17 protein-coding genes are annotated in these 18,212 nt (G+C 73.5%); 8 read left to right on the top strand and 9 right to left on the bottom strand.

All coding sequences use genetic code 11. The features are described from left to right. Nucleotides 1-209 precede the first annotated feature (209 nt). Entirely contained in the window at nt 210-1,445 is a 1,236-nt protein-coding gene (locus tag ABZ914_RS26860) for an isochorismate synthase (protein WP_433135537.1), read from the top strand. A 42-nt stretch (nt 1,446-1,487) separates the two neighbouring features. After that, the gene (locus tag ABZ914_RS26855) at nt 1,488-2,486 is read left to right on the top strand and encodes a helix-turn-helix transcriptional regulator (protein WP_500196597.1); all 999 of its coding nucleotides are present in this window, start codon (nt 1,488-1,490) and stop codon (nt 2,484-2,486) included. A gap of 27 nt (nt 2,487-2,513) precedes the next feature. On the opposite strand, the gene ABZ914_RS26850 is transcribed toward ABZ914_RS26855, so the two are convergent. Both ABZ914_RS26850 and ABZ914_RS26845 read right to left on the bottom strand, forming a co-directional pair. After that, nucleotides 2,514-3,329 carry an Fpg/Nei family DNA glycosylase gene (locus ABZ914_RS26850; protein ID WP_500196595.1) on the bottom strand — a complete coding sequence of 272 codons (816 nt, stop codon included), beginning with the start codon at nt 3,327-3,329 and terminating at the stop codon, nt 2,514-2,516. A gap of 13 nt (nt 3,330-3,342) precedes the next feature. Then, nucleotides 3,343-4,368: a fatty acid desaturase family protein gene (locus ABZ914_RS26845; protein WP_500196593.1), complete on the bottom strand. Its 1,026-nt coding sequence runs from the start codon at nt 4,366-4,368 to the stop codon at nt 3,343-3,345. Nucleotides 4,369-4,588: 220 nt separating this feature from the next. Here ABZ914_RS26845 and ABZ914_RS26840 point away from each other — a divergent pair, with 220 nt between their 5' ends. Beyond that, on the top strand, nt 4,589-5,395 hold the full coding sequence (locus ABZ914_RS26840; protein ID WP_500196592.1) for a tyrosine-protein phosphatase: 807 nt from the start codon (nt 4,589-4,591) through the stop codon (nt 5,393-5,395). Nucleotides 5,396-5,526: 131 nt separating this feature from the next. Beyond that, the gene (locus ABZ914_RS26835; protein WP_500196590.1) at nt 5,527-6,240 is read left to right on the top strand and encodes a diguanylate cyclase; all 714 of its coding nucleotides are present in this window, start codon (nt 5,527-5,529) and stop codon (nt 6,238-6,240) included. A gap of 147 nt (nt 6,241-6,387) precedes the next feature. Here ABZ914_RS26835 and menD read toward each other — a convergent pair whose 3' ends face one another. The 3 genes from menD to ABZ914_RS26820 all read right to left on the bottom strand — a co-directional run bounded on the left by menD (nt 6,388) and on the right by ABZ914_RS26820 (nt 9,974). Then, entirely contained in the window at nt 6,388-8,055 is a 1,668-nt protein-coding gene (menD, locus tag ABZ914_RS26830; protein WP_500196588.1) for a 2-succinyl-5-enolpyruvyl-6-hydroxy-3-cyclohexene-1-carboxylic-acid synthase, read from the bottom strand. Continuing rightward, nucleotides 8,052-8,990 carry an o-succinylbenzoate synthase gene (locus tag ABZ914_RS26825; RefSeq protein WP_500196599.1) on the bottom strand — a complete coding sequence of 313 codons (939 nt, stop codon included), beginning with the start codon at nt 8,988-8,990 and terminating at the stop codon, nt 8,052-8,054. Before ABZ914_RS26825 ends, menD begins: the two co-directional genes overlap by 4 nt. 84 nt (nt 8,991-9,074) lie before the next feature. Next, nucleotides 9,075-9,974 carry a 1,4-dihydroxy-2-naphthoyl-CoA synthase gene (locus ABZ914_RS26820; RefSeq protein ID WP_500196586.1) on the bottom strand — a complete coding sequence of 300 codons (900 nt, stop codon included), beginning with the start codon at nt 9,972-9,974 and terminating at the stop codon, nt 9,075-9,077. Nucleotides 9,975-10,075: 101 nt separating this feature from the next. On the opposite strand from ABZ914_RS26820, the gene ABZ914_RS26815 reads away from it, so the two are divergent. The 3 genes from ABZ914_RS26815 (at nt 10,076) to ABZ914_RS26805 (ending at nt 13,945) form a co-directional block, all read left to right on the top strand. Beyond that, entirely contained in the window at nt 10,076-11,236 is a 1,161-nt protein-coding gene (locus ABZ914_RS26815) for a class I adenylate-forming enzyme family protein (protein ID WP_500196585.1), read from the top strand. A gap of 64 nt (nt 11,237-11,300) precedes the next feature. Then, a complete protein-coding gene (locus ABZ914_RS26810; RefSeq protein WP_500196584.1) occupies nt 11,301-12,308 on the top strand; it encodes a cation diffusion facilitator family transporter in 1,008 nt (335 codons plus the stop codon). Nucleotides 12,309-12,562: 254 nt separating this feature from the next. Beyond that, complete coding sequence (locus ABZ914_RS26805) at nt 12,563-13,945, top strand: RNA polymerase sigma factor (protein ID WP_500196582.1); 1,383 nt, start codon at nt 12,563-12,565, stop codon at nt 13,943-13,945. Nucleotides 13,946-14,036: 91 nt separating this feature from the next. On the opposite strand, the gene ABZ914_RS26800 is transcribed toward ABZ914_RS26805, so the two are convergent. From ABZ914_RS26800 to ABZ914_RS26790, 3 genes are all read right to left on the bottom strand, one after another. Then, a complete protein-coding gene (locus ABZ914_RS26800) occupies nt 14,037-15,266 on the bottom strand; it encodes an esterase-like activity of phytase family protein (protein WP_500196580.1) in 1,230 nt (409 codons plus the stop codon). Between the two features lie 91 nt (nt 15,267-15,357). Further along, a complete protein-coding gene (locus ABZ914_RS26795) occupies nt 15,358-16,260 on the bottom strand; it encodes an ABC transporter permease (RefSeq protein WP_500196578.1) in 903 nt (300 codons plus the stop codon). A gap of 1 nt (nt 16,261) precedes the next feature. Next, a complete protein-coding gene (locus tag ABZ914_RS26790) occupies nt 16,262-17,245 on the bottom strand; it encodes an ATP-binding cassette domain-containing protein (RefSeq protein WP_500196577.1) in 984 nt (327 codons plus the stop codon). Nucleotides 17,246-17,361: 116 nt separating this feature from the next. On the opposite strand from ABZ914_RS26790, the gene ABZ914_RS26785 reads away from it, so the two are divergent. Next, the gene (locus ABZ914_RS26785) at nt 17,362-17,940 is read left to right on the top strand and encodes a MarR family winged helix-turn-helix transcriptional regulator (RefSeq protein WP_500196575.1); all 579 of its coding nucleotides are present in this window, start codon (nt 17,362-17,364) and stop codon (nt 17,938-17,940) included. On the opposite strand, the gene ABZ914_RS26780 is transcribed toward ABZ914_RS26785, so the two are convergent. Beyond that, the coding region (locus tag ABZ914_RS26780; RefSeq protein ID WP_500196573.1) for a CbiX/SirB N-terminal domain-containing protein at nt 17,934-18,212 on the bottom strand (279 nt) is incomplete at its 5' end. The two genes, ABZ914_RS26785 and ABZ914_RS26780, sit on opposite strands and share 7 nt — an antisense overlap.

Below are 18,212 nucleotides of genomic sequence, written 5' to 3'. Positions count from 1 at the left end.
GCTCCACGGCACGGGGGCGGACGCACAGGAACCGCCCACCGGAAGCCACCGCAGAGGCGCACAGGGGAGCACGCGGGCCGCGATGCATGGGCCCGGGCGGAACGGGCATGTGCAGGCCGTGAGCGCCCGCCGCGATGTGGCGCACACCTCACCGGACGCCGCCGCCCCGCCTGTTTGAACAGGTTCAATTCTGCCGTACAGTGGCTTGCGTGAAGCTCGCCGTGACAGCACCGGACCGCCTCGTCGTCCGCACCGCCCCGGTCGCCGACCCCGGCGACCTCGTCTCGAGACTTCCGCACCCCTCCGCCCTGGCCTGGATCCGCCACGGCGAAGGCATCGTCGGCTGGGGCGAAGCCGCCCGCATCACCCTGCCCGGCGGCGAGGACCGCTTCACCACCGCGGCCGCCCTCCTGCGCGAACTGTTCGGCGCCGCCGACATCGACGACCCCGTCGCCCTGCCCGGCACCGGCCCCGTCGCCTTCGGCGGATTCGCCTTCGACCCCAAATCCCCCGACTCGGTCCTCATCGTCCCGCGCCGCGTCCTCGGCCGCCGCGACGGCCGCGCCTGGCTCACCACCATCGGCGACGACGCCGACCCCCTCTCCCTCGTCCACGAACCCCAGGCCCCCACCGGCCTCACCTGGGGCGACGGAGCCATGCCCGCGCACGCCTGGGGCGACGCCGTCGCCACCGCCGTCCAGCGCATCCGCGGCGGCGCCCTCGGCAAGGTCGTCCTCGCCCGCGACCTCACCGTCCACGCCGACGCCCCCATCGACGCCCGCGTCCTGCTGCGCCGCCTCGCCGACCGGTTCCCCGGCTGCTACACCTTCTCCTGCGCCGGCCTCGTCGGCGCCACCCCCGAACTGCTCATCCGCCGCACCGGCGGCGACATCGAATCCCTCGTCCTCGCCGGCACCACCGCCCGCGGCGACACCCCCGACGACGACCGCGACCGTGCCGCCCGCCTCTTCGCCTCCGCCAAGGACCGCGAAGAGCACCGCTACGCCGCCGACATGGTCCGCGACGCCCTCGACCCCCTGTGCGCCCGCCTCCACGTCCCCGCCGAACCCGAACTGCTCACCCTCCCCAACCTCCACCACCTCGCCTCCCCCCTGCGCGGCCGCCTCGCCGCCGACCGCTCCGTCCTCGACGTCGTCGCCGCGCTCCACCCCACCCCCGCCGTCTGCGGCACCCCCACCGACATCGCCATGGACCTCATCCGCGAACTCGAGGGCATGGACCGCGGCCGCTACGCCGGCCCCGTCGGCTGGGTCGACGCCCGCGGCGACGGCGAATGGGGCATCGCCCTGCGCTGCGCCCAGCTCGACGGCACCCGCGCCCGCCTGTTCGCCGGCTGCGGCATCGTCGCCGACTCCGACCCCGCCGCCGAACTCGCCGAAGCCCGCACCAAGTTCCGCGCCATGCAGTACGCCCTGCAGGGCTGACCCGCACCACCCGCACCCCGCCCGCCACGCCACACTGGTCACGTGCGCGCGTCCCGCCTGCTGTCCCTGCTCCTGCTGCTGCAGACCCGCGGCCGCATGACCGCCCGCGACCTCGCCGACGAACTCGAAGTATCGGTCCGCACCGTCTACCGCGACGTCGAATCACTGTCCGCCGCCGGCGTCCCCGTCTACGCCGACCGCGGCCCCGACGGCGGCTACCGCCTCCTGGAGGGCTACCGCACCCGCCTCACCGGACTCACCACCGGCGAAGCCGAATCCCTCTTCCTGTCCGGCATGCCCGGCCCCGCCTCCCAACTCGGCCTCGGCGACGTCGTCGCCGCCGCCGAACTCAAACTCATGGCGGCCCTCCCACCCGACCTGCGCTCCCGCGCCGCACGCATCCGCGAACGCTTCCACCTCGACGCCCCCGGCTGGTTCCGCGCCCCCGACGACGTCCCCCACCTGCAGCCCGTCGCCGACGCCGTCTGGAACCAGCAGCGCATCCGCGTCCTGTACCGCCGCTGGGCCCGCCCCCAGCAGGTCGAACGCGTCCTCGAACCGATCGGCGTCGTCCTCAAGGCCGGCACCTGGTACCTCATCGCCCGCACCCAACAGCACGACACCGCACCGGCGCACGCGGCACCGCGCACCTACCGCGTCTCCAAGATCCTCACCCTCCAGCCCCTCCCCGAGCACTTCGAACGCCCACCCGGCTTCGACCTCGCCGCCTACTGGGACGCCTACGCCACCCGCTTCGAAGCCGACTCCTACCCCGACCAGGCCACCGTCCGCCTCTCCCCCGACGGCCTCCAACGCGCCGCCGTCCTCCTGCCGCCCGTCATGGCACGCGCCGTCCACGACAACGCCGGCCCACCCGACCCCACCGGCTGGACCACCGTCACCCTCCCCGTCGAATCACTCCGCCACGCCCACGTCGAATTCCTCAAACTCGGCGCCGACGTCGAAGTGCTCGACCCACCCCCACTGCGCGCCATGATGGCCGACACCGCCCGCGCCCTCGCCGACCACTACCTGCACTGACACCCGCACCACCACACCCGACCAGCCTCACCGCGCCGCAGGCTGGCACCCCGGACACCAGAACAGATTCCGCGCCGCCAGCTCCGCCGACGCCACCACCGACCCGCACACCAGGCACGGCGCCCCCGCCCGCCGGTACACGTACACCTCACCACCATGATCGTCCACCCGCGGCGGACGCCCCATCGCCTCCGGCATGTGCTCCGGACGCACCGTGTCGATCCGCCCCGACCGCACCCCCTCCGCCATCAGCGCCACCAGATCCGCCCAGATCGCCGACCACTGCCCCTCCGACAGCGCCCGACCCGGCAGCATCGGATCGATCCCCTGCCGGAACAGCACCTCCGCCCGGTAGATGTTCCCCGGCCCCGCCACCACCGACTGATCCATCAGCAGCGCCGCGATGCTCGTCCGGCGCCGCGAGATCCGCGCCCACGCCCGCCCCGGATCCGCGTCCGCCCGCAACGGATCCGGCCCCAGCCGATCCACCAGCAGCTTCACCTCACCCCGCTCCAGCAGCTCGCACGCGTTCGGACCGCGCAGATCCGCGTACCCGCCCGCACCCGACAACCGCAACCGCACCGCCCCCTGCGGCTCCGGCACCGGCAACCCGCCGAACCGCCACGTCCCATAGATCCCCAAATGGACGTGCAGAACGCGATCGTCGTCGAACTCCAGCAGCAGATGCTTCCCGTACGCCTCAGCGGCGCTCAGCACGCGACCGTCGATCTCGGCCGCACCCGCCGCGAACCGGCCCTGCGGGCTCTCGGCGGCGACGGGACGGCCGCCGAACACCCGACGGTGCTCGGCGGCCAGACGATGGAGGGTATGTCCTTCGGGCATGACGCCCGCAATCCTACGACCGCAGCGGCTCCCCCACCGACCGCATGTGCGCCAGCGCCTGCCGGTACGACTCCACCAGCCCCGTCTCCGTGAACGGCAGCCCCACCGCCGCGCAATGCGCCCGCACCAGCGGCTGCACCCGCCGCAGACTGCACCGCGGAATCCCCGGGAACAGATGGTGCTCGATCTGGTAGTTCAAGCCACCCATCAGCCAGTCCACCACCACACCGCCCCGCACGTTCCGCGACGTCAGCACCTGCCGGCGCAGATGCCCCCACCGCTCACCCGGCTCCGGCATCGCCATCCCCTTGTGGTTCGGCGCGAACACCGCCCCCAGATGCACCCCGAACAGCGCATGGTGCAGCACCATCAGCACGACCGCCTTCCCCGGCGACAGCAGCGTGAACGCCAGCGACAGGTACCCCACCGCGTGCAACGCCAGCAGCCCGCCCTCGACCAGCCGCTCCCGCCGCGACCTCCCCCGCAGGTACAGCACGCTGCCCACCTTCAGGTTCAGCCCCTCCAGCGTCAGCAACGGGAAGAACAACCCCGCCTGGTGCCGCGCCACCCACCGCAGCAGCCCCCGCTGCCGCGCCGCCTGCTGCTCCGTCCACGCCAGGACCCCCTCCCCCACGTCCGGGTCCTTGCCGACATGGTTCGGATTGGCGTGATGCCGGTTGTGCTTGTCGCTCCACCACCCCTGCCCCATCCCCAGCAGCAGGTTCCCCAGCACCAGCCCCAGCAGCCGGTTCGCCCGCGCCGACCGCGCGATCTGCCGATGCCCCGCGTCATGCCCCAGGAACGCCGTCCGCGCCGACAGCACCGCCAGCGGAATCCCCAGCAGCACCGCCCACCAGCTCGCCCCCGCCCACGCGACCGCCGCCCACACCGCCGCCGTCGCCGCGAGGTTCAGCCCGATCGCCCGCGCGTAGTAGCCGGGACGCCGGTCCAGCAGCCCGCTCGCGCGGACCTGCCGCGCCAGCGGAGCGAAATCACTGCCGGCCGCCCGGGCGGGCGGGGCGTCGAGGGTCGCGGTCATCGGGGCCTCCATCGGATCGTCGGTGCGCTGACTGACCCGAAGCTACGGAGACGATCACCGAGCGGTCGCCACGCTGCGGAGCCAACCCCGCCCTGGCTCCTAGGTCCCGGTGCCCCCATCCGCCGTCGCCCCCGCGGACCACCCGGACGAGCCCGCGACCACCCACGACGCCGACCCTGCATCGAAGACGGAACATCCCGTCCATATAGGGTCAGAAGTCATGAGCGAACCGACGCGGTGGATCGACCTGGACGGTGCCGTCAACGCCCGAGACCTCGGCGGTCTCCCCACGGCCGACGGAGGCACCACCCGGCGCGGCCGCGTCCTGCGCTCGGACAACCTCCAGGACCTCACCGTCACCGACGTCCGGATCCTGCTCGACGAGTACCACCTCAAGAACGTCATCGACCTGCGCAGCGACGCCGAGGTCCGCCTCGAAGGCCCCGGCCCCCTCGCCCGCGTCCCCTCCGTCACCCTGCACCACCTGTCGCTGTTCCCCGAGGGCGGCCGCCGCACCGACGTCAGCGCCGACACCCCTGACCGCGCCGACGTCGACAAGGCGCTCCCCTGGCAGGACCGCGACGCCGGAGGCACCGAGCTCGACCGCTCCACCGGCCACTACCTCGGCTACCTGCGCGACCGCGGCGACAACATCGCCGCCGCCCTGCGCGTCATGACCCGCACCGACGGCTCCGCCCTCGTCCACTGCGCCGCCGGAAAGGACCGCACCGGCGTCGTCTGCGCCCTCGCCCTCGACCTCGCCGGCGTCACCCGCGAAGCGATCGTCGCCGACTACGCCATGACCGGCGACCGCATCGACGCCGTCCTCGGACGCCTGCGCAACAGCGACACCTACGCCGCCGACCTGGACTCCCGTCCCGCCGACACCCACGTCCCCCACGCCGCCATCATGGAGAAGCTCCTCGCCCGCATCGACGAGGAGTTCGGCGGCACCGAGGGCTGGCTCGCCGGCCACGGCTGGACCGGCGAGGACACCGACGCCCTCCGCGACCGCCTCCTCGGCTGACCGGCCCCACCGCACGCACCACCGCACCGCCGCTCCGTCGCGACCGGCTCGCGAGCGGTGCGGCGCACGTGTACGCCCGCACCTCACGGGTAGCGCCGGGAACACCCGACACCAACCCGGAGGCAACGCCGATGAAACTGCGCTCACCGCACATCGCCGCCCTGCGCGCCCTCGCCGACCCCACCGTCCGGCCCCGCGACGTCCGCCGCGCCCTCGGCGTCGAGACCGCCACCCGCCGCTGGCTCATCGGCGGCGTGCTGCCGCTCTGGCTCGGCGCCGGCCTCGCCGACTGGCACCGGCACCGCAGGACGCACATCGAGACCACCGCCGGCGCCCGCGAATCCATGATCCACTCGCTGATGATGACCGAGGCCGGCGTCCCCGTCGCCCTGGGCCTGTTCTGCGAGGTCAACCCCGGCGTGCTGGCCACCTGCGCCGGCGCCCTCGCCGTCCACGGCGCCACCGCGTACTGGGACGTCAGCTACGCCGAGGAGCGCCGCCGCGTCACCCCGCTGGAGCAGCACATCCACAGCCTGCTGGAGGTCGTCCCGCTGATGGCCACCGGCTTCCTGACCGTCCTGTACTGGGACCAGGCGCGCGCCCTCGTCGGCCAGGACGGCCGCCCCGACTTCCGCCTCCGGCTGAAACGCCGTGACCCGCTGTCCCGCCGGACCCGGATCGCGCTGCTGACCGCGATGGGCGTCTTCGGCGCCCTCCCCTATGCCGAGGAGATGGTCCGCTGCCTGCGCGCCCGCCCCACCCTCGAACCGCAGCCAACCGCTACACCGGCACCGACCCCGACTCTGTCCATCCCCGAGGACCCGGAGCACGCCACCGCCGAATGACCTGCTAAGGCCCCTTCTCTTTCGGCGATGGCTTTTTTGCTTTTCGTGCAGAGGGGATGCAACCCGCCCGGTGCCTTTACATTGTAAATTGAGGGTTGAAACATCGAAGGGAGGGGTCGGCGTGCGCCGGCCCCTCCCTCGGGTGTCTCAGCCGAACAGTTCCCGGACGGCGGCGTGCGCCGCCTTGCGCATCTCCGCGTGCAGCACCGCGTTCGCTTCCCGGTCCGTACGGGCCTCCACGATCCGCAGCCCCTCCCCCGCCATCGCCTTCGGCACGTCCGCCGCCGCCTCCAGCCGCCGGTACGGGACGCCGTGCGCCGCCGCCACCGCTTCCAGGTCCACCTGGTGCGGCGTGCCGAAGACCCGCTCGAACGGGCCCGCCAGCGCCGCCTGCGGCAGCAGCGAGAAGATGCCGCCGCCCTGGTTGTTCACCACCACGATCGCCAGGTCCGGACGGCGGTCGTGCGGCCCGATGACCAGGCCGTTCTGGTCGTGCAGGAACGCCAGGTCCCCCAGCAGCGCGTACGAGCGGCCGCTGTGCGCCAGCGCCGCCCCGATCGCCGTCGACACCAGCCCGTCGATCCCGCTGGCCCCCCGGCTCGCCATGATCCGGATGCCGCGCCGCGGCCGCATCACCTGGTCCAGGTCGCGGATCGGCATGCTCGCCGCCGTGAACAGCAGCGACCCGCCCGGCATCGCCGCCACCAGGTCCCGCGCCAGCCGCGGCTCGCTCACCTCCGGGACGCCGTCCAGCACCGCGTCCACCGCCGCCGCCGCGACCAGGTCCGCCGACCGCCACGACTTCAGCCACGCGTCGTCGCCCGACACCACCGGGATCTCGATCTCCGGCGCCACCTGCGTCGCCGACCGCACCGGGTCCGGCCAGTGCGCGAGGTCCGGGGCCAGCACGATGTGCTCCTCGGCCCGCCGCATCAGCGACAGCAGCGGCCGCGACAGCCCCGGCTTGCCCAGCGTCACCACCACCTCGGGGCGGTGACGCTCCACGAACTCCGGGATCCCCAGCAGGAAATGGTGCGAGGTCAGCGCGTGGTCGCCGTACCGGGCGTTCCCGTTCGGCTCCGACAGCACCGGCCACCCCGCCATCGACGCCGCCGCCACGTACCGCTTGACGTTGACCGCGCCGTCACCGACCACCAGCACGCCGCGCCGCGTCGGCGGGACGTGCAGCACCGACCCGGGCGTCGCCGCCCGCACCTTCGTCCACGCCCCGGTCGCGTCGCCGTCCAGCGGCTCGCACCACGACTCGTCCCCGTCCGGGATCAGCGGCTCGCGGAACGCCGCGTTCAGATGCACCGGACCCGGCACCGGCGCCTGCGCCAGCCCCCACGCCCGGCTCACCAGCGACCGCCAGTACGCCACCATCCCCGGACGGTTCTCCGGCACGCCGACCTCGGTGCTCCACCGCGCCGCCGTCCCGTACAGCTTCACCTGGTCGATCGTCTGGTTCGCGCCGGTGTCGCGCAGCTCCGGCGGACGGTCCGCGGTGAGCACGATCAGCGGCACGCCCGACTCGTGCGCCTCCACCACCGCCGGATGGAAGTTCGCCGCCGCCGTCCCCGACGTGCACACCAGCGCCACCGGACGCCCCGACCGCTTCGCCAGCCCCAGCCCGAGGAACGACGCCGACCGCTCGTCGATCCGCACGTGCAGCCGGACCCGGCCGGCCTCCTCCGCGGCGTGCAGCGCCAGCGCCAGCGGCGCCGACCGCGACCCCGGCGCCAGCACCGCGTCGGTCATCCCGCACCGCAGCAGCTCGTCGACCAGGACCGTCGCCAGCGCGGTCGCCGGGTTCACCGGCCCACCTCGACCATCGGCGGGCCCGGCAGGAACGCCTGCGCGTCCGCCGCGCGGCGCCGCCAGGCGTCCTCCAGATCGGGCGGCGCCGCGAACCGCCGCAGCGCCTCCTCGTCCACCACCGGCCGGCGCACCTCGATCTCCCCGCCGCGCTCCCCCAGCGGATCCCGCACGACGTCGCCGTCCATCAGCGACAGCGTCCCGAGCCCGCACGCGTACGGCAGCTCCGGCAGCGCGGCGGCCAGCGCCACGCCCGCCGCCAGCCCCACCGACGTCTCCACCGCGCTCGACACCACCACCGGCAGCCCGCACGCCTCCGCGACCTCCAGGGCCGCCCGCACGCCGCCGAGCGGCTGCACCTTCAGCACCGCCACGTCCGCGGCCCCCGCCGCCCGGACCTTCAGCGGGTCCTCGGCGCGGCGGATCGACTCGTCCGCCGCGATCGGCACGTCCACCATCCGCCGCACCCGCGCCAGCTCGTCCAGCGTCGCGCACGGCTGCTCGGCGTACTCCAGCTCCCACCGGTCCAGCGACCGGATCATCCGCGCCGCGTGGTCGACGTCCCAGCCGCCGTTCACGTCGATGCGCACCCGGCCGTCCGGCCCGATCGCGTCGCGGACGGCCTCGACCCGCGCGAAGTCGTCGGCGTCGTCCTGGCCGCGCTCGGCGACCTTCACCTTCGCGGTCCGGCAGCCGGACGCCTTCGTCATCTCGAACGCCCGGTCGGGGCCGACCGCCGGGATCGTCACGTTCACCGGGATCCGGTCGCGGACCGGGGCGGGCCAGCCCTCGTGCGCGGCCTCCCGCGCGGCCGCCAGCCAGCGGGCGCACTCGGCCGGCCCGTAGTCGGCGAACGGCGAGAACTCCCCCCACCCGGCGGGGCCCTGGAACAGCACGCCCTCCCGCCGCGTCACACCGCGGAACCGCGTCCGCATCGGGATGGCGAAGACCCGCACCCGCTGACCCCCTGACCTGCCTACCGAATCACGCTATTCCGGACCACGTCGTGAGCCGGACCCTTAGTAGTACCACGGGTGGCGCGACCAGTCGGGGTCGCGCTTCTCCAGGAACGCGTCGCGTCCCTCCGCGGCCTCGTCGGTGCCGTAGGCCAGCCGCGTCGCCTCGCCGGCGAACACCTGCTGGCCCACCAGCCCGTCGTCGATGAGGTTGAACGCGTACTTCAGCATCCGCTGCGCCGTCGGGCTCTTACCGTTGATCTTGCGGGCCCACTCCAGCGCCGTCGCCTCCAGCTCGGCGTGCGGGACGACCGCGTTCACCATGCCCATCCGGTGCGCGGCCTCGGCGTCGTAGGTGTCGCCGAGGAAGAAGATCTCCCGCGCGAACTTCTGCCCGACCTGCCGCGCCAGGTACGCCGACCCGAAACCGCCGTCGAAGCTCGCCACGTCCGCGTCGGTCTGCTTGAACCGGGCGTGCTCGCGGCTGGCCAGGGTGAGGTCGCACACCACGTGCAGGCTGTGCCCACCGCCCGCGGCCCAGCCCGGCACCACGCAGATCACGACCTTGCCCATGAACCGGATCAGCCGCTGCACCTCCAGGATGTGCAGCCGGCCCGCCCGCGCCGGGTCGATCGTCTCGGCCGTCTCGCCCTCGGCGTACTTGTAGCCGTCCTTGCCGCGGATGCGCTGGTCGCCGCCCGAGCAGAACGCCCACCCGCCGTCCTTGGGCGACGGCCCGTTGCCGGTCAGCAGCACGCAGCCGACGTCGGACGACATCCGGGCGTGGTCCAGCGCCCGGTACAGCTCGTCGACCGTGTGCGGGCGGAACGCGTTGCGCACCTCGGGCCGGTCGAACGCGATCCGGACGGTGCCCTGGTCCACGGCCCGGTGGTAGGTGATGTCGGTGAAGCCGAACCCCTCGACCTCTTTCCAGGCGTCCGCGTCGAACAGCTCCGAGACCATGTGTTCCTCTCCCGTCGGGGCCCGCGTCGATCCGGGTCGAGCCCATTCAACCGCCCCGCGGTTTGAACGCGTTCAGCGGGGTCGCCTACCCTGATGAGATCATGGATCGCCGCCTCCACGCCGTCGTACTGCCGCCCGGGCCCCGGCTGTTCCGGACGCTCGCCGCCGCCCTCGACGGCGGCCCCGCCGTCTGCCCCCTCTCCCCCGAGCTTCCCGCGCCGGCGCTGGAGGCGATGCTGGAGGCGCTGGCCCCCGACGCCGTCGAGACCGAGGACGGCCTCACCCCCTACCGCGCCGTGGGCGAGCACGCCCCGCCCGCCGACGGCACCGCCGTGCTGATCGCCACGTCCGGCTCCACCGGCGCCCCCAAGTTCGTCGAGCTGACGGCCGCCGCGCTGCGCCACTCCGCCGCCGGCACCCTCGCCCGCATCGAGGCCGCGCCCGGCGACCGCTGGCTGTGCTGCGTGCCCACCAGCCACATCTCCGGCGTCCAGGTCCTCGTCCGGTCCCTGCTCGCCGGCACCGACCCGATCATCACGCCCCGCTTCGACACCGCCGCCGTCGCCGCCGCGGGACCCGTGCACATCTCCCTGGTCCCCACGCAGCTGCGCCGCCTGCTCGACGCCGGCACCGACCTGTCCCGGCTCGGCGCGATCGTCCTCGGCGGCGCCGCCGCCGCGCCCGGACTGCTCGCCGAGGCCCGCGAGCGCGGCGGCCGTGTCTTCACCACCTACGGCATGAGCGAGACCTGCGGCGGCTGCGTGTACGACGGCACGCCCCTGGACGGCATGCGCGCCGGGCTCGGCGCCGACGGCCGGATCCGCCTCGCCGGGCCGTCGCTGTTCAGCGGCTACCGGCTGCGCCCCGAGCAGACCGCCGCGGTCCGCGACGGCGAGTGGTTCGTCACCCAGGACCTCGGCGCCCTGGACGAGGACGGCCGGCTCCGCGTCCGCGGCCGGGTCGACGACGTCATCAACACCGGCGGCGAGAAAGTCCTCGCCGGCGAGATCGCCACCGCGCTGTCGAGGCACCCCAAGGTCCGCGACGTGGTCGTGGTGGGACGCCCCGACCCCGAATGGGGCGAGCGCGTCACCGCCGTCGTGGTGCCCGCCGCCGACGCGCCCGGCCTGCCCGAGCTGCGCGCCTTCGTCCGCGAGACGATGCCCGCCTGCGCCGCGCCCCGCGAGCTGGAGCTCGTCGACGCGATCCCGCTGCTGGCCTCCGGCAAGCCCGACCGCGCCCGCCTGCGCACCCCGGGGTGATATCCGTACCGCGCGGGGCGCGCGGGGCGCATGGCACGGCGGCGATCGGGGGAGGACGAGCGGCATGGGCGGACAGCGCGAGGAACCGGAGAACGAGAGCGGTCTGACCGTCCTCCTGGCGCTCCTGGCCAACCTCGGCATCGCCGTCGCCAAGATCATCGCCGCGCTGATCACCGGCTCGGCGTCGATGGCCGCCGAGGCCGCGCACTCGGTCGCCGACACCTTCAACGAGATCCTGCTCATGGTCGGGCTGCGCCGCAGCGGCCGCCCCGCCGACCGCCGCCACCCGTTCGGGTACGGCAAGGAGCGCTACATCTGGACGCTGCTCGTCGCCGTCGCGATCTTCGGCATGGGCGCGCTGTTCTCCTACTACCAGGGGTTCGAGACGCTCATCGGGGCCCGCTCGGGCGCCGAGGCCGACCCGCTGGTCGGGTACGTCGTGCTGGCGGTGGCGTTCGTCCTGGAGGGGATCTCCTGGCAGCAGGCCCTCCGGCAGACCCGCGCCGCGGCCCGCGAGGAGTCGCTGCCGTTCTTCGCCTACATCCGCCGCACCGACGAGCCCACCGCGATCAGCGTCCTGCTCGAGGACTCCGCCGCGCTCGTCGGACTGCTCCTGGCCTTCGGCGGGCTCGGCCTGCACCAGGCCACCGGCTCCGCGGTCTGGGACGGCATCGGGTCGGTCCTCATCGGGGTGCTGCTCACGGTCGTCGCGCTCGTCCTCGGCCGGATCAACCTCAACCTGCTGATCGGCAACCAGGCCGATCCGCGGATCGTCGACGACGTCCGCGCCCGGCTGTACGCCGCGCCCGAGGTGGAGTGGGTCGTCGACATCATCACGATGACGGTCGGCGCCGACCGGGTGCTGGTCTGCGCGCGCCTGGACTTCCGCGACGCGCTCACCGCCGCCGACGTCGAGCGCGCCTGCGTCCGGATGGCGCGCGAGCTGCGCGACGCCCACGAGGAGATCGACGAGGTCTTCCTCGAACCGGTCCCCCGCGACGACCCCGAGCTGCGGGAACGCGTGATCGCCCGGTACGGGCGGACGCTGCGGCCGAAGAGCCCGGAGGTCTAGTGGCGTTGGTCACAGCGCCACCGCCCGGCGCCTTTACGAAGTAAGGTCACGATTCGCGGGGTAGGACGGCATGAAACGCCCCCGAACGGGCACCACGAAGGACCGGATCGCCCCCCTCGCGATCCCTCCGGGAGCGCCCATCCGGCCGGACCGGGAACAACCGGCCCTCCGCGCGACGTTCCCGTATATGCGTGCGCCTGCAGCGAACGACAATCCGCGCCGCATCCACACACCGAAGGGAGAGGGGTGCCCCCATGCCGCGAAGCGCTATCGAGACCCCGCTCACGGAGTCGGCGAGCCCCGCACTCGACGACCTCCTGAAGCGCGGCCGCGCCCAAGGGCGCCTCTCGCTCGACGAGGTGAGGGGGGCCTTCGAGAGCGCCGGCCTCAGCCCGGCGCAGGGCCGCTCGATCCTGCGCGAGCTGTCGGAGGCCGGGATCAGCCTGGCCGGGGAGCCCGACACCGTCCGCAAGATGGCCGCGGCCGCCGACCACGACGGCGGCGACACCGCCCAGGCCACCCCGGGCGCCAAGAAGGCCGCCGCCCGCAAGGGCGCCGCCAAGACGACCGGCGGCAAGACGGCCGGCGGGCGGACCCGCAAGACCGCCAAGACCGCCGCCGACGACGCCCCGCGGCCCGGCACCGGCGACGCCGACGTCCCCGAAGAGGGCTTCGAGGTCACCGAGGTCGAGGCCGCCGACTCCCCCACCGACCTGGACGACCAGTCGACCGGCATGGGCGACTCGGTGCACACCTACCTCAAGGCCATCGGCCGCCGGCAGCTGCTCACCGCCGAGCAGGAGGTCGAGCTCGCCAAGCGCATCGAGGCCGGCCTGTACGCCGAGCACAAGCTGGAGACCGAGAAGCTCACCCCGCGGATGCGCGCCGACCTGGAGTGGATCGCCGCCGACGGGCGCCGCGCCAAGGCCCACATGCTGGAGGCCAACCTCCGGCTCGTGGTGTCGGTCGCCAAGAAGTACTCCGACCGCGGCCTGTCACTGCTGGACGTCGTCCAGGAGGGCAACCTCGGCCTGATCCGCGCCGTGGAGAAGTTCGACTACTCCAAGGGCTACAAGTTCTCCACCTACGCGATGTGGTGGATCCGCCAGGCGATCCAGCGCGGCTTCGCCGACTCGGCCCGCACCATCCGGCTGCCCGTGCACGTCCTGGAGATGCTGAGCAAGCTCAGCCGGGTCGAGCGCGACATGCACCAGCGGCTCGGCCGCGAGCCCACCCCCGAGGAGCTGGCCGTCGAGCTCGACAAGAGCCCCGAGCAGGTCCGCGAGCTGCTGCGCACCAGCCGCCAGCCGATCAGCCTGGACTCCACCATCGGCGAGGACGGCGAGACCCGCATCGGCGACCTCATCGAGGACACCGACAGCCCCGAGGCCTCCGAGCTGGTCGACCGCCAGCTGATGGCCGACCAGCTGCGCCGCACGCTGGACATCCTGTCGCCCCGCGAGGCCAAGATCATGGCGATGCGGTTCGGGCTGTACGACGGGACGCCCCGCACGCTCGACGAGATCGGCAAGGCGATGGGGCTGACCCGCGAGCGGATCCGGCAGCTGGAGAAGGAGTCGCTGTCCAAGCTGCGGCACCCCAGCAACGCCCGCCCGCTGCTGGACTTCGCCGTCTGACGCACCGTCCCGCACGACACCGGCGCCCGCCGGATCATCCGTGATCCGGCGGGCGTCGCCGTTCGTCCGAGGTATGGGTCCGGTCCGGCGCTCAGCGGCCCCGGACCGCGAACGCCAGGAACTCGGTGACCTCCTGGGCGTCGAAGTTGTCGTCGGAGCACACCACCAGCGTCCGCTCCCCCGACCTCAGCTCCGGCCCCCAGCCCATCCCCTCCAGGTTCTGCGTCGGGGAGGCGTACCGGCCGAGATCGGCGACCAGGTGCTTGCGGACCGGCCGGTACCCCCCGCCCTGCGCGAGGCTCCCCCGCGCGAGGACGTTCGTCGCGCCGCGGACGTCGAACTCGTACAGCTTGACCTTGTAGCCGACCCCCTGCAGCCACGACCGCTCCAGCGCCAGGTAGCGGTGGTCGTCGATCGCCAGGATCTCCGACACGCCGCTGTCGGCGACGCCGCCCGCCGGGACCGGCGCGGCGGGCAGCCGGTCCACCTGGTAGGCGTACTGCGCCCGCACCTTCCCGCGCGGGCTCCACAGCGTCAGCCGGGTCGCGGCGCCGTGCCGCACCGTCGGCAGCGGGCCGTCCTCGTAGCGCGGCCCCTCGATCATCCCGGCGATGGTGTGCGGCGCGATCGCCAGCGCCTCCATCCCGAAGTTGCGGCGCGGCCCGTGGTGGCCGGTGGTGAGCCGCAGGTCCGCCGGCAGCGGCAGCAGGCCGCGATACCGGCCGTCGCGGCCCGCCCACTGGACGGTCAGCGGCGCGAGCGGCACCCGGTGCGTCTCGTCGGGCCGGTCGCCCTCGTTGCCCCACAGCACCCGGCGGCGGCCCGGGTCGTAGCGGATCGACTCGGGGTCGACCGAGCGGGGCTTGCCGAACCCCGGGTAGGGCCCGCCGTCCGGGCCGGTCAGCGTGCTGACCCCGCTGATCCGCACGCCGCCGAACCGGCCCGTCCGCGGATCGATGTCCACGCGCCCGGTGTAGAAGCGGGCCGGGTCGTACCGCCACCGGTCGTCGGAGATCATGTACCAGTCGCCGGTGCGCGGGTCCCGGTCGATGCCCGACAGGCCGCCGACCGTCGTGCCCTGGAACTTCATCAGGTGCGGCAGCCGCCTCTCCCCCAGGAACCGCGTGATCCGCAGCCCCCGGTGCGCGCCGTCCGCCGCGCCGGCCGCGCGATCCGCCGCCGCTCCGGTCCGGTCCGCCGCCCGCGCGGGGCGCTCTGTGACCGCCGGGACCGCCAGCGCCGCGAGGACGGCGGCGGCCGCCGCCGTCCCCCGCATCATCGTCCGATGCCCGTTCAACCTGTCCACCATCACCCTTCGCATCCGACCGAATCCACTCCGTGGCCGGGCTCAGTATGGTGCATCACGCACGGTGACGGCGGTGTTTTCCGTTGGTGTCCGGGCGGCGCGCCGGTCAGTCGGAGTGGCGGAACTCGATGATCGCGACGCCCATCAGCCCGAAGCCCATGGCCAGCACGATGAGGATCTCCAGCCAGACCGGGACGACCCACCCGTTCCAGGTGACGCCGGGGTCGAAGGTGCGGCGCAGCGCCGGCGTCAGGTCCAGGTGGGAGAAGACCGCCTGCCGCAACGGGTCGACGGCGTAGGTCAGCGGGTTGAACCGGGTGAGCACGGTCAGCCACGCGGGCAGGCCGTTCAGCGGGTACAGCGCGCCGGACAGGAACATCATCGGCATCATCGCCATCTGCATGAGGCCGAAGAACGACTGCATCTGCTTGATCCGGGCGGCCATCATCACGCCGAACCCGGTCAGCGCGAACGCGCCGAGGAACATCAGCCCCAGCAGCTCCAGGATCAGGACGGGGTCGTAGGGGACCCCGGCGAGCCCGGCCAGCGCGACGATCACCGCGCCCTGCAGGGTCGCGACCAGCGCGCCGCCGATGCACTTGCCGATCACGATCGAGCTGCGGCTGACCGGGGCGACGAGCATCTCGCGCAGGAACCCGAACTCGCGGTCCCACACGATCGACCCGGCGGAGAACATCGCGGTGAACATCACCGACATCGCGCACACGCCCGGGAAGATGAACGTCTTCAGGTCGATGTCGCCGTGCGCGCCGCCGCTGGCCATCAGGTTCGACAGGCCGGTGCCCATCACCAGCAGCCACAGCACCGGCTGCACCAGCCCCGACACCATCCGCAGCTTGTCGCGCCAGAACCGGATCAGCTCCCGGTGCAGGACGATCTTCACCGCGCGCACGTCCTGCCGCAGCCCCGGCTCCGGCACCCGGACCCGCACCACGTCCGCGACCGGCGCCGCCGCCTCGGGCGAGCCCGCCCGCGTCGAACTCGTCATCTCATCTCCTCGCCGCACGCATCATGACGCGCATCCTGTCGGTGGAGCCGGCCTCGGCGTCGCGGATCGTCGAGCCGGTGAAGGACATGAAGACGTCGTCCAGCGACGGCCGGGACACGCTCACCGACCGGATCGGGACGCCCAGCTCGGCGAACAGCCGCGGCACGAACGCCTCGCCGGAGGCCACCGGGAACGCGACGGCGCCCTCCGACATGCCGGCCTCCAGGCCGAACCGCTCCCGGAGCGCGGCGATCGCGGCCTCGTCGTCGGCGGTCTGGATGCGGACCCGGTCCTTGCCGACGCCCGCCTTCAGCGCCTCGGGGGTGTCCAGCGCGACGATCCGCCCCGAGTCCATGATCGCGATGCGGTCGCAGAACTCGGCCTCGTCCATGTAGTGGGTGGTCATGAAGATGGTGATCTCTTCGGCGTCCTTGAGCTGCCGGATGTAGTCCCAGATCGACGCGCGGGTCTGCGGGTCCAGCCCGACGGTCGGCTCGTCCAGGAACAGCACCCGCGGCGAGTGCAGCAGGCCGCGCGCGATCTCCAGGCGGCGCTTCATGCCGCCGGAGTAGGTCTGCACGAGGTCGGCGCGCCGGTCCCAGAGCCCCACCATCTCCAGCACCTGGCGGATGCGGTCGCCGGTCACGCCGCGCGGCACGCCGTACAGCTCGGCGTGGAAGCGCAGGTTCTGCTCGCCGGACAGGTAGCCGTCGAGCGTCGGGTCCTGGAAGACCAGGCCGATGTTGCGGCGGACGCTGTCGCGCTCGGCCACCACGTCGAAGCCGGCGACCCGCGCCGTGCCGGCGGTCGGCTTCAGCAGCGTGCAGAGCATGTTGATCGTGGTGGACTTGCCGGCGCCGTTCGGGCCGAGGAAACCGAAGATCTCCCCGGGGGCCACGGTGAAGCCGATCCCCCGGACGGCCTCCACCTCGCCGAACTTCCTGATCAGGCCGTCGACCTCGACGGCGGGTCCCCCGCCGGGCATGGGGCCTCCCCTCCGATGGAGATATGCGCCCATATTTTGGGCTTTCCAACGGTAGGAGTAGCCTATCTCTCACGTCAAGAGAGATAGGACGTTCCAGCGATCTCGAGGAGCGGGACGTGAAGGACCAGGACGACCCGATGTACGACTCGCCCACCTACCTGATGTACGAGACGGTGCGCCTCGTCCGGCGCGCCGGGGCGCGGATGTTCCCCGGCCAGCCCCGGATGCCGCACCTGCTCGTCCTGTGGTGCGTGGCGCGGTCCGGGCCGCTGTCGCAGCGCGACGTCGCCGAGCGGCTGCGCATGGACGCCGGCGACCTGGTCGGGATCGTCGACGCGCTGGAGGAGGCCGGCCACGTCCGGCGCCGCCGCGACCCCGCGGACCGGCGGCGCTACGCGCTGGAGGCCACCGAGGACGGCCACGGCTTCCTGGAGGAGAGCCTCCAGGCGCGCCGCCGCCTCAACGAGGTCCTGTTCGAACCCCTGTCACCGGACGAGCGGCGGCTGTTCCGGGAGATGCTGCTGCGGGTCCTCGCCCACCACGACGACCGGTTCGCCGACCTGGCACCCGACGAGGCTCCCTCAGACGATGCCCCCGCGGGCGGCGCCTCCTACCGGGGGACGGCGCCGCGCGAACGGGTCGTCACCCCGCAGGTCGAGGCGGAGGCCCGGCTGCGCCAGCAGGCGCGTCACTGAACGCCGGCGGGCTCGCCCATGCGCGACCGCGCCTCGTCATAGCGGCGCAGGACCAGCCTCGCGGCCGCGTCGTGCGCCCCGATCGGCGCGGTCACCGCGTCGGCGCCGCACGCCCGCATCCGGTCCAGGAACCGGCCGGGCGCCAGCAGGTACGACGCCACGACCACGCGCCCGGCGCCGCGCCGCCGCTGCCGCGCGACCACCTCGTCCAGAGCCGGGCCGCCGGCGGCGACGAAACCGTACGGGACGGGCCGCCGCAGCCGCCGCGCCAG

The sequence above is a fragment of the Spirillospora sp. NPDC046719 genome, assembly GCF_040645715.1.
GTDB lineage: Bacteria > Actinomycetota > Actinomycetes > Streptosporangiales > Streptosporangiaceae > Spirillospora.
This window is presented reverse-complemented; position numbering and strand designations above follow the sequence as displayed.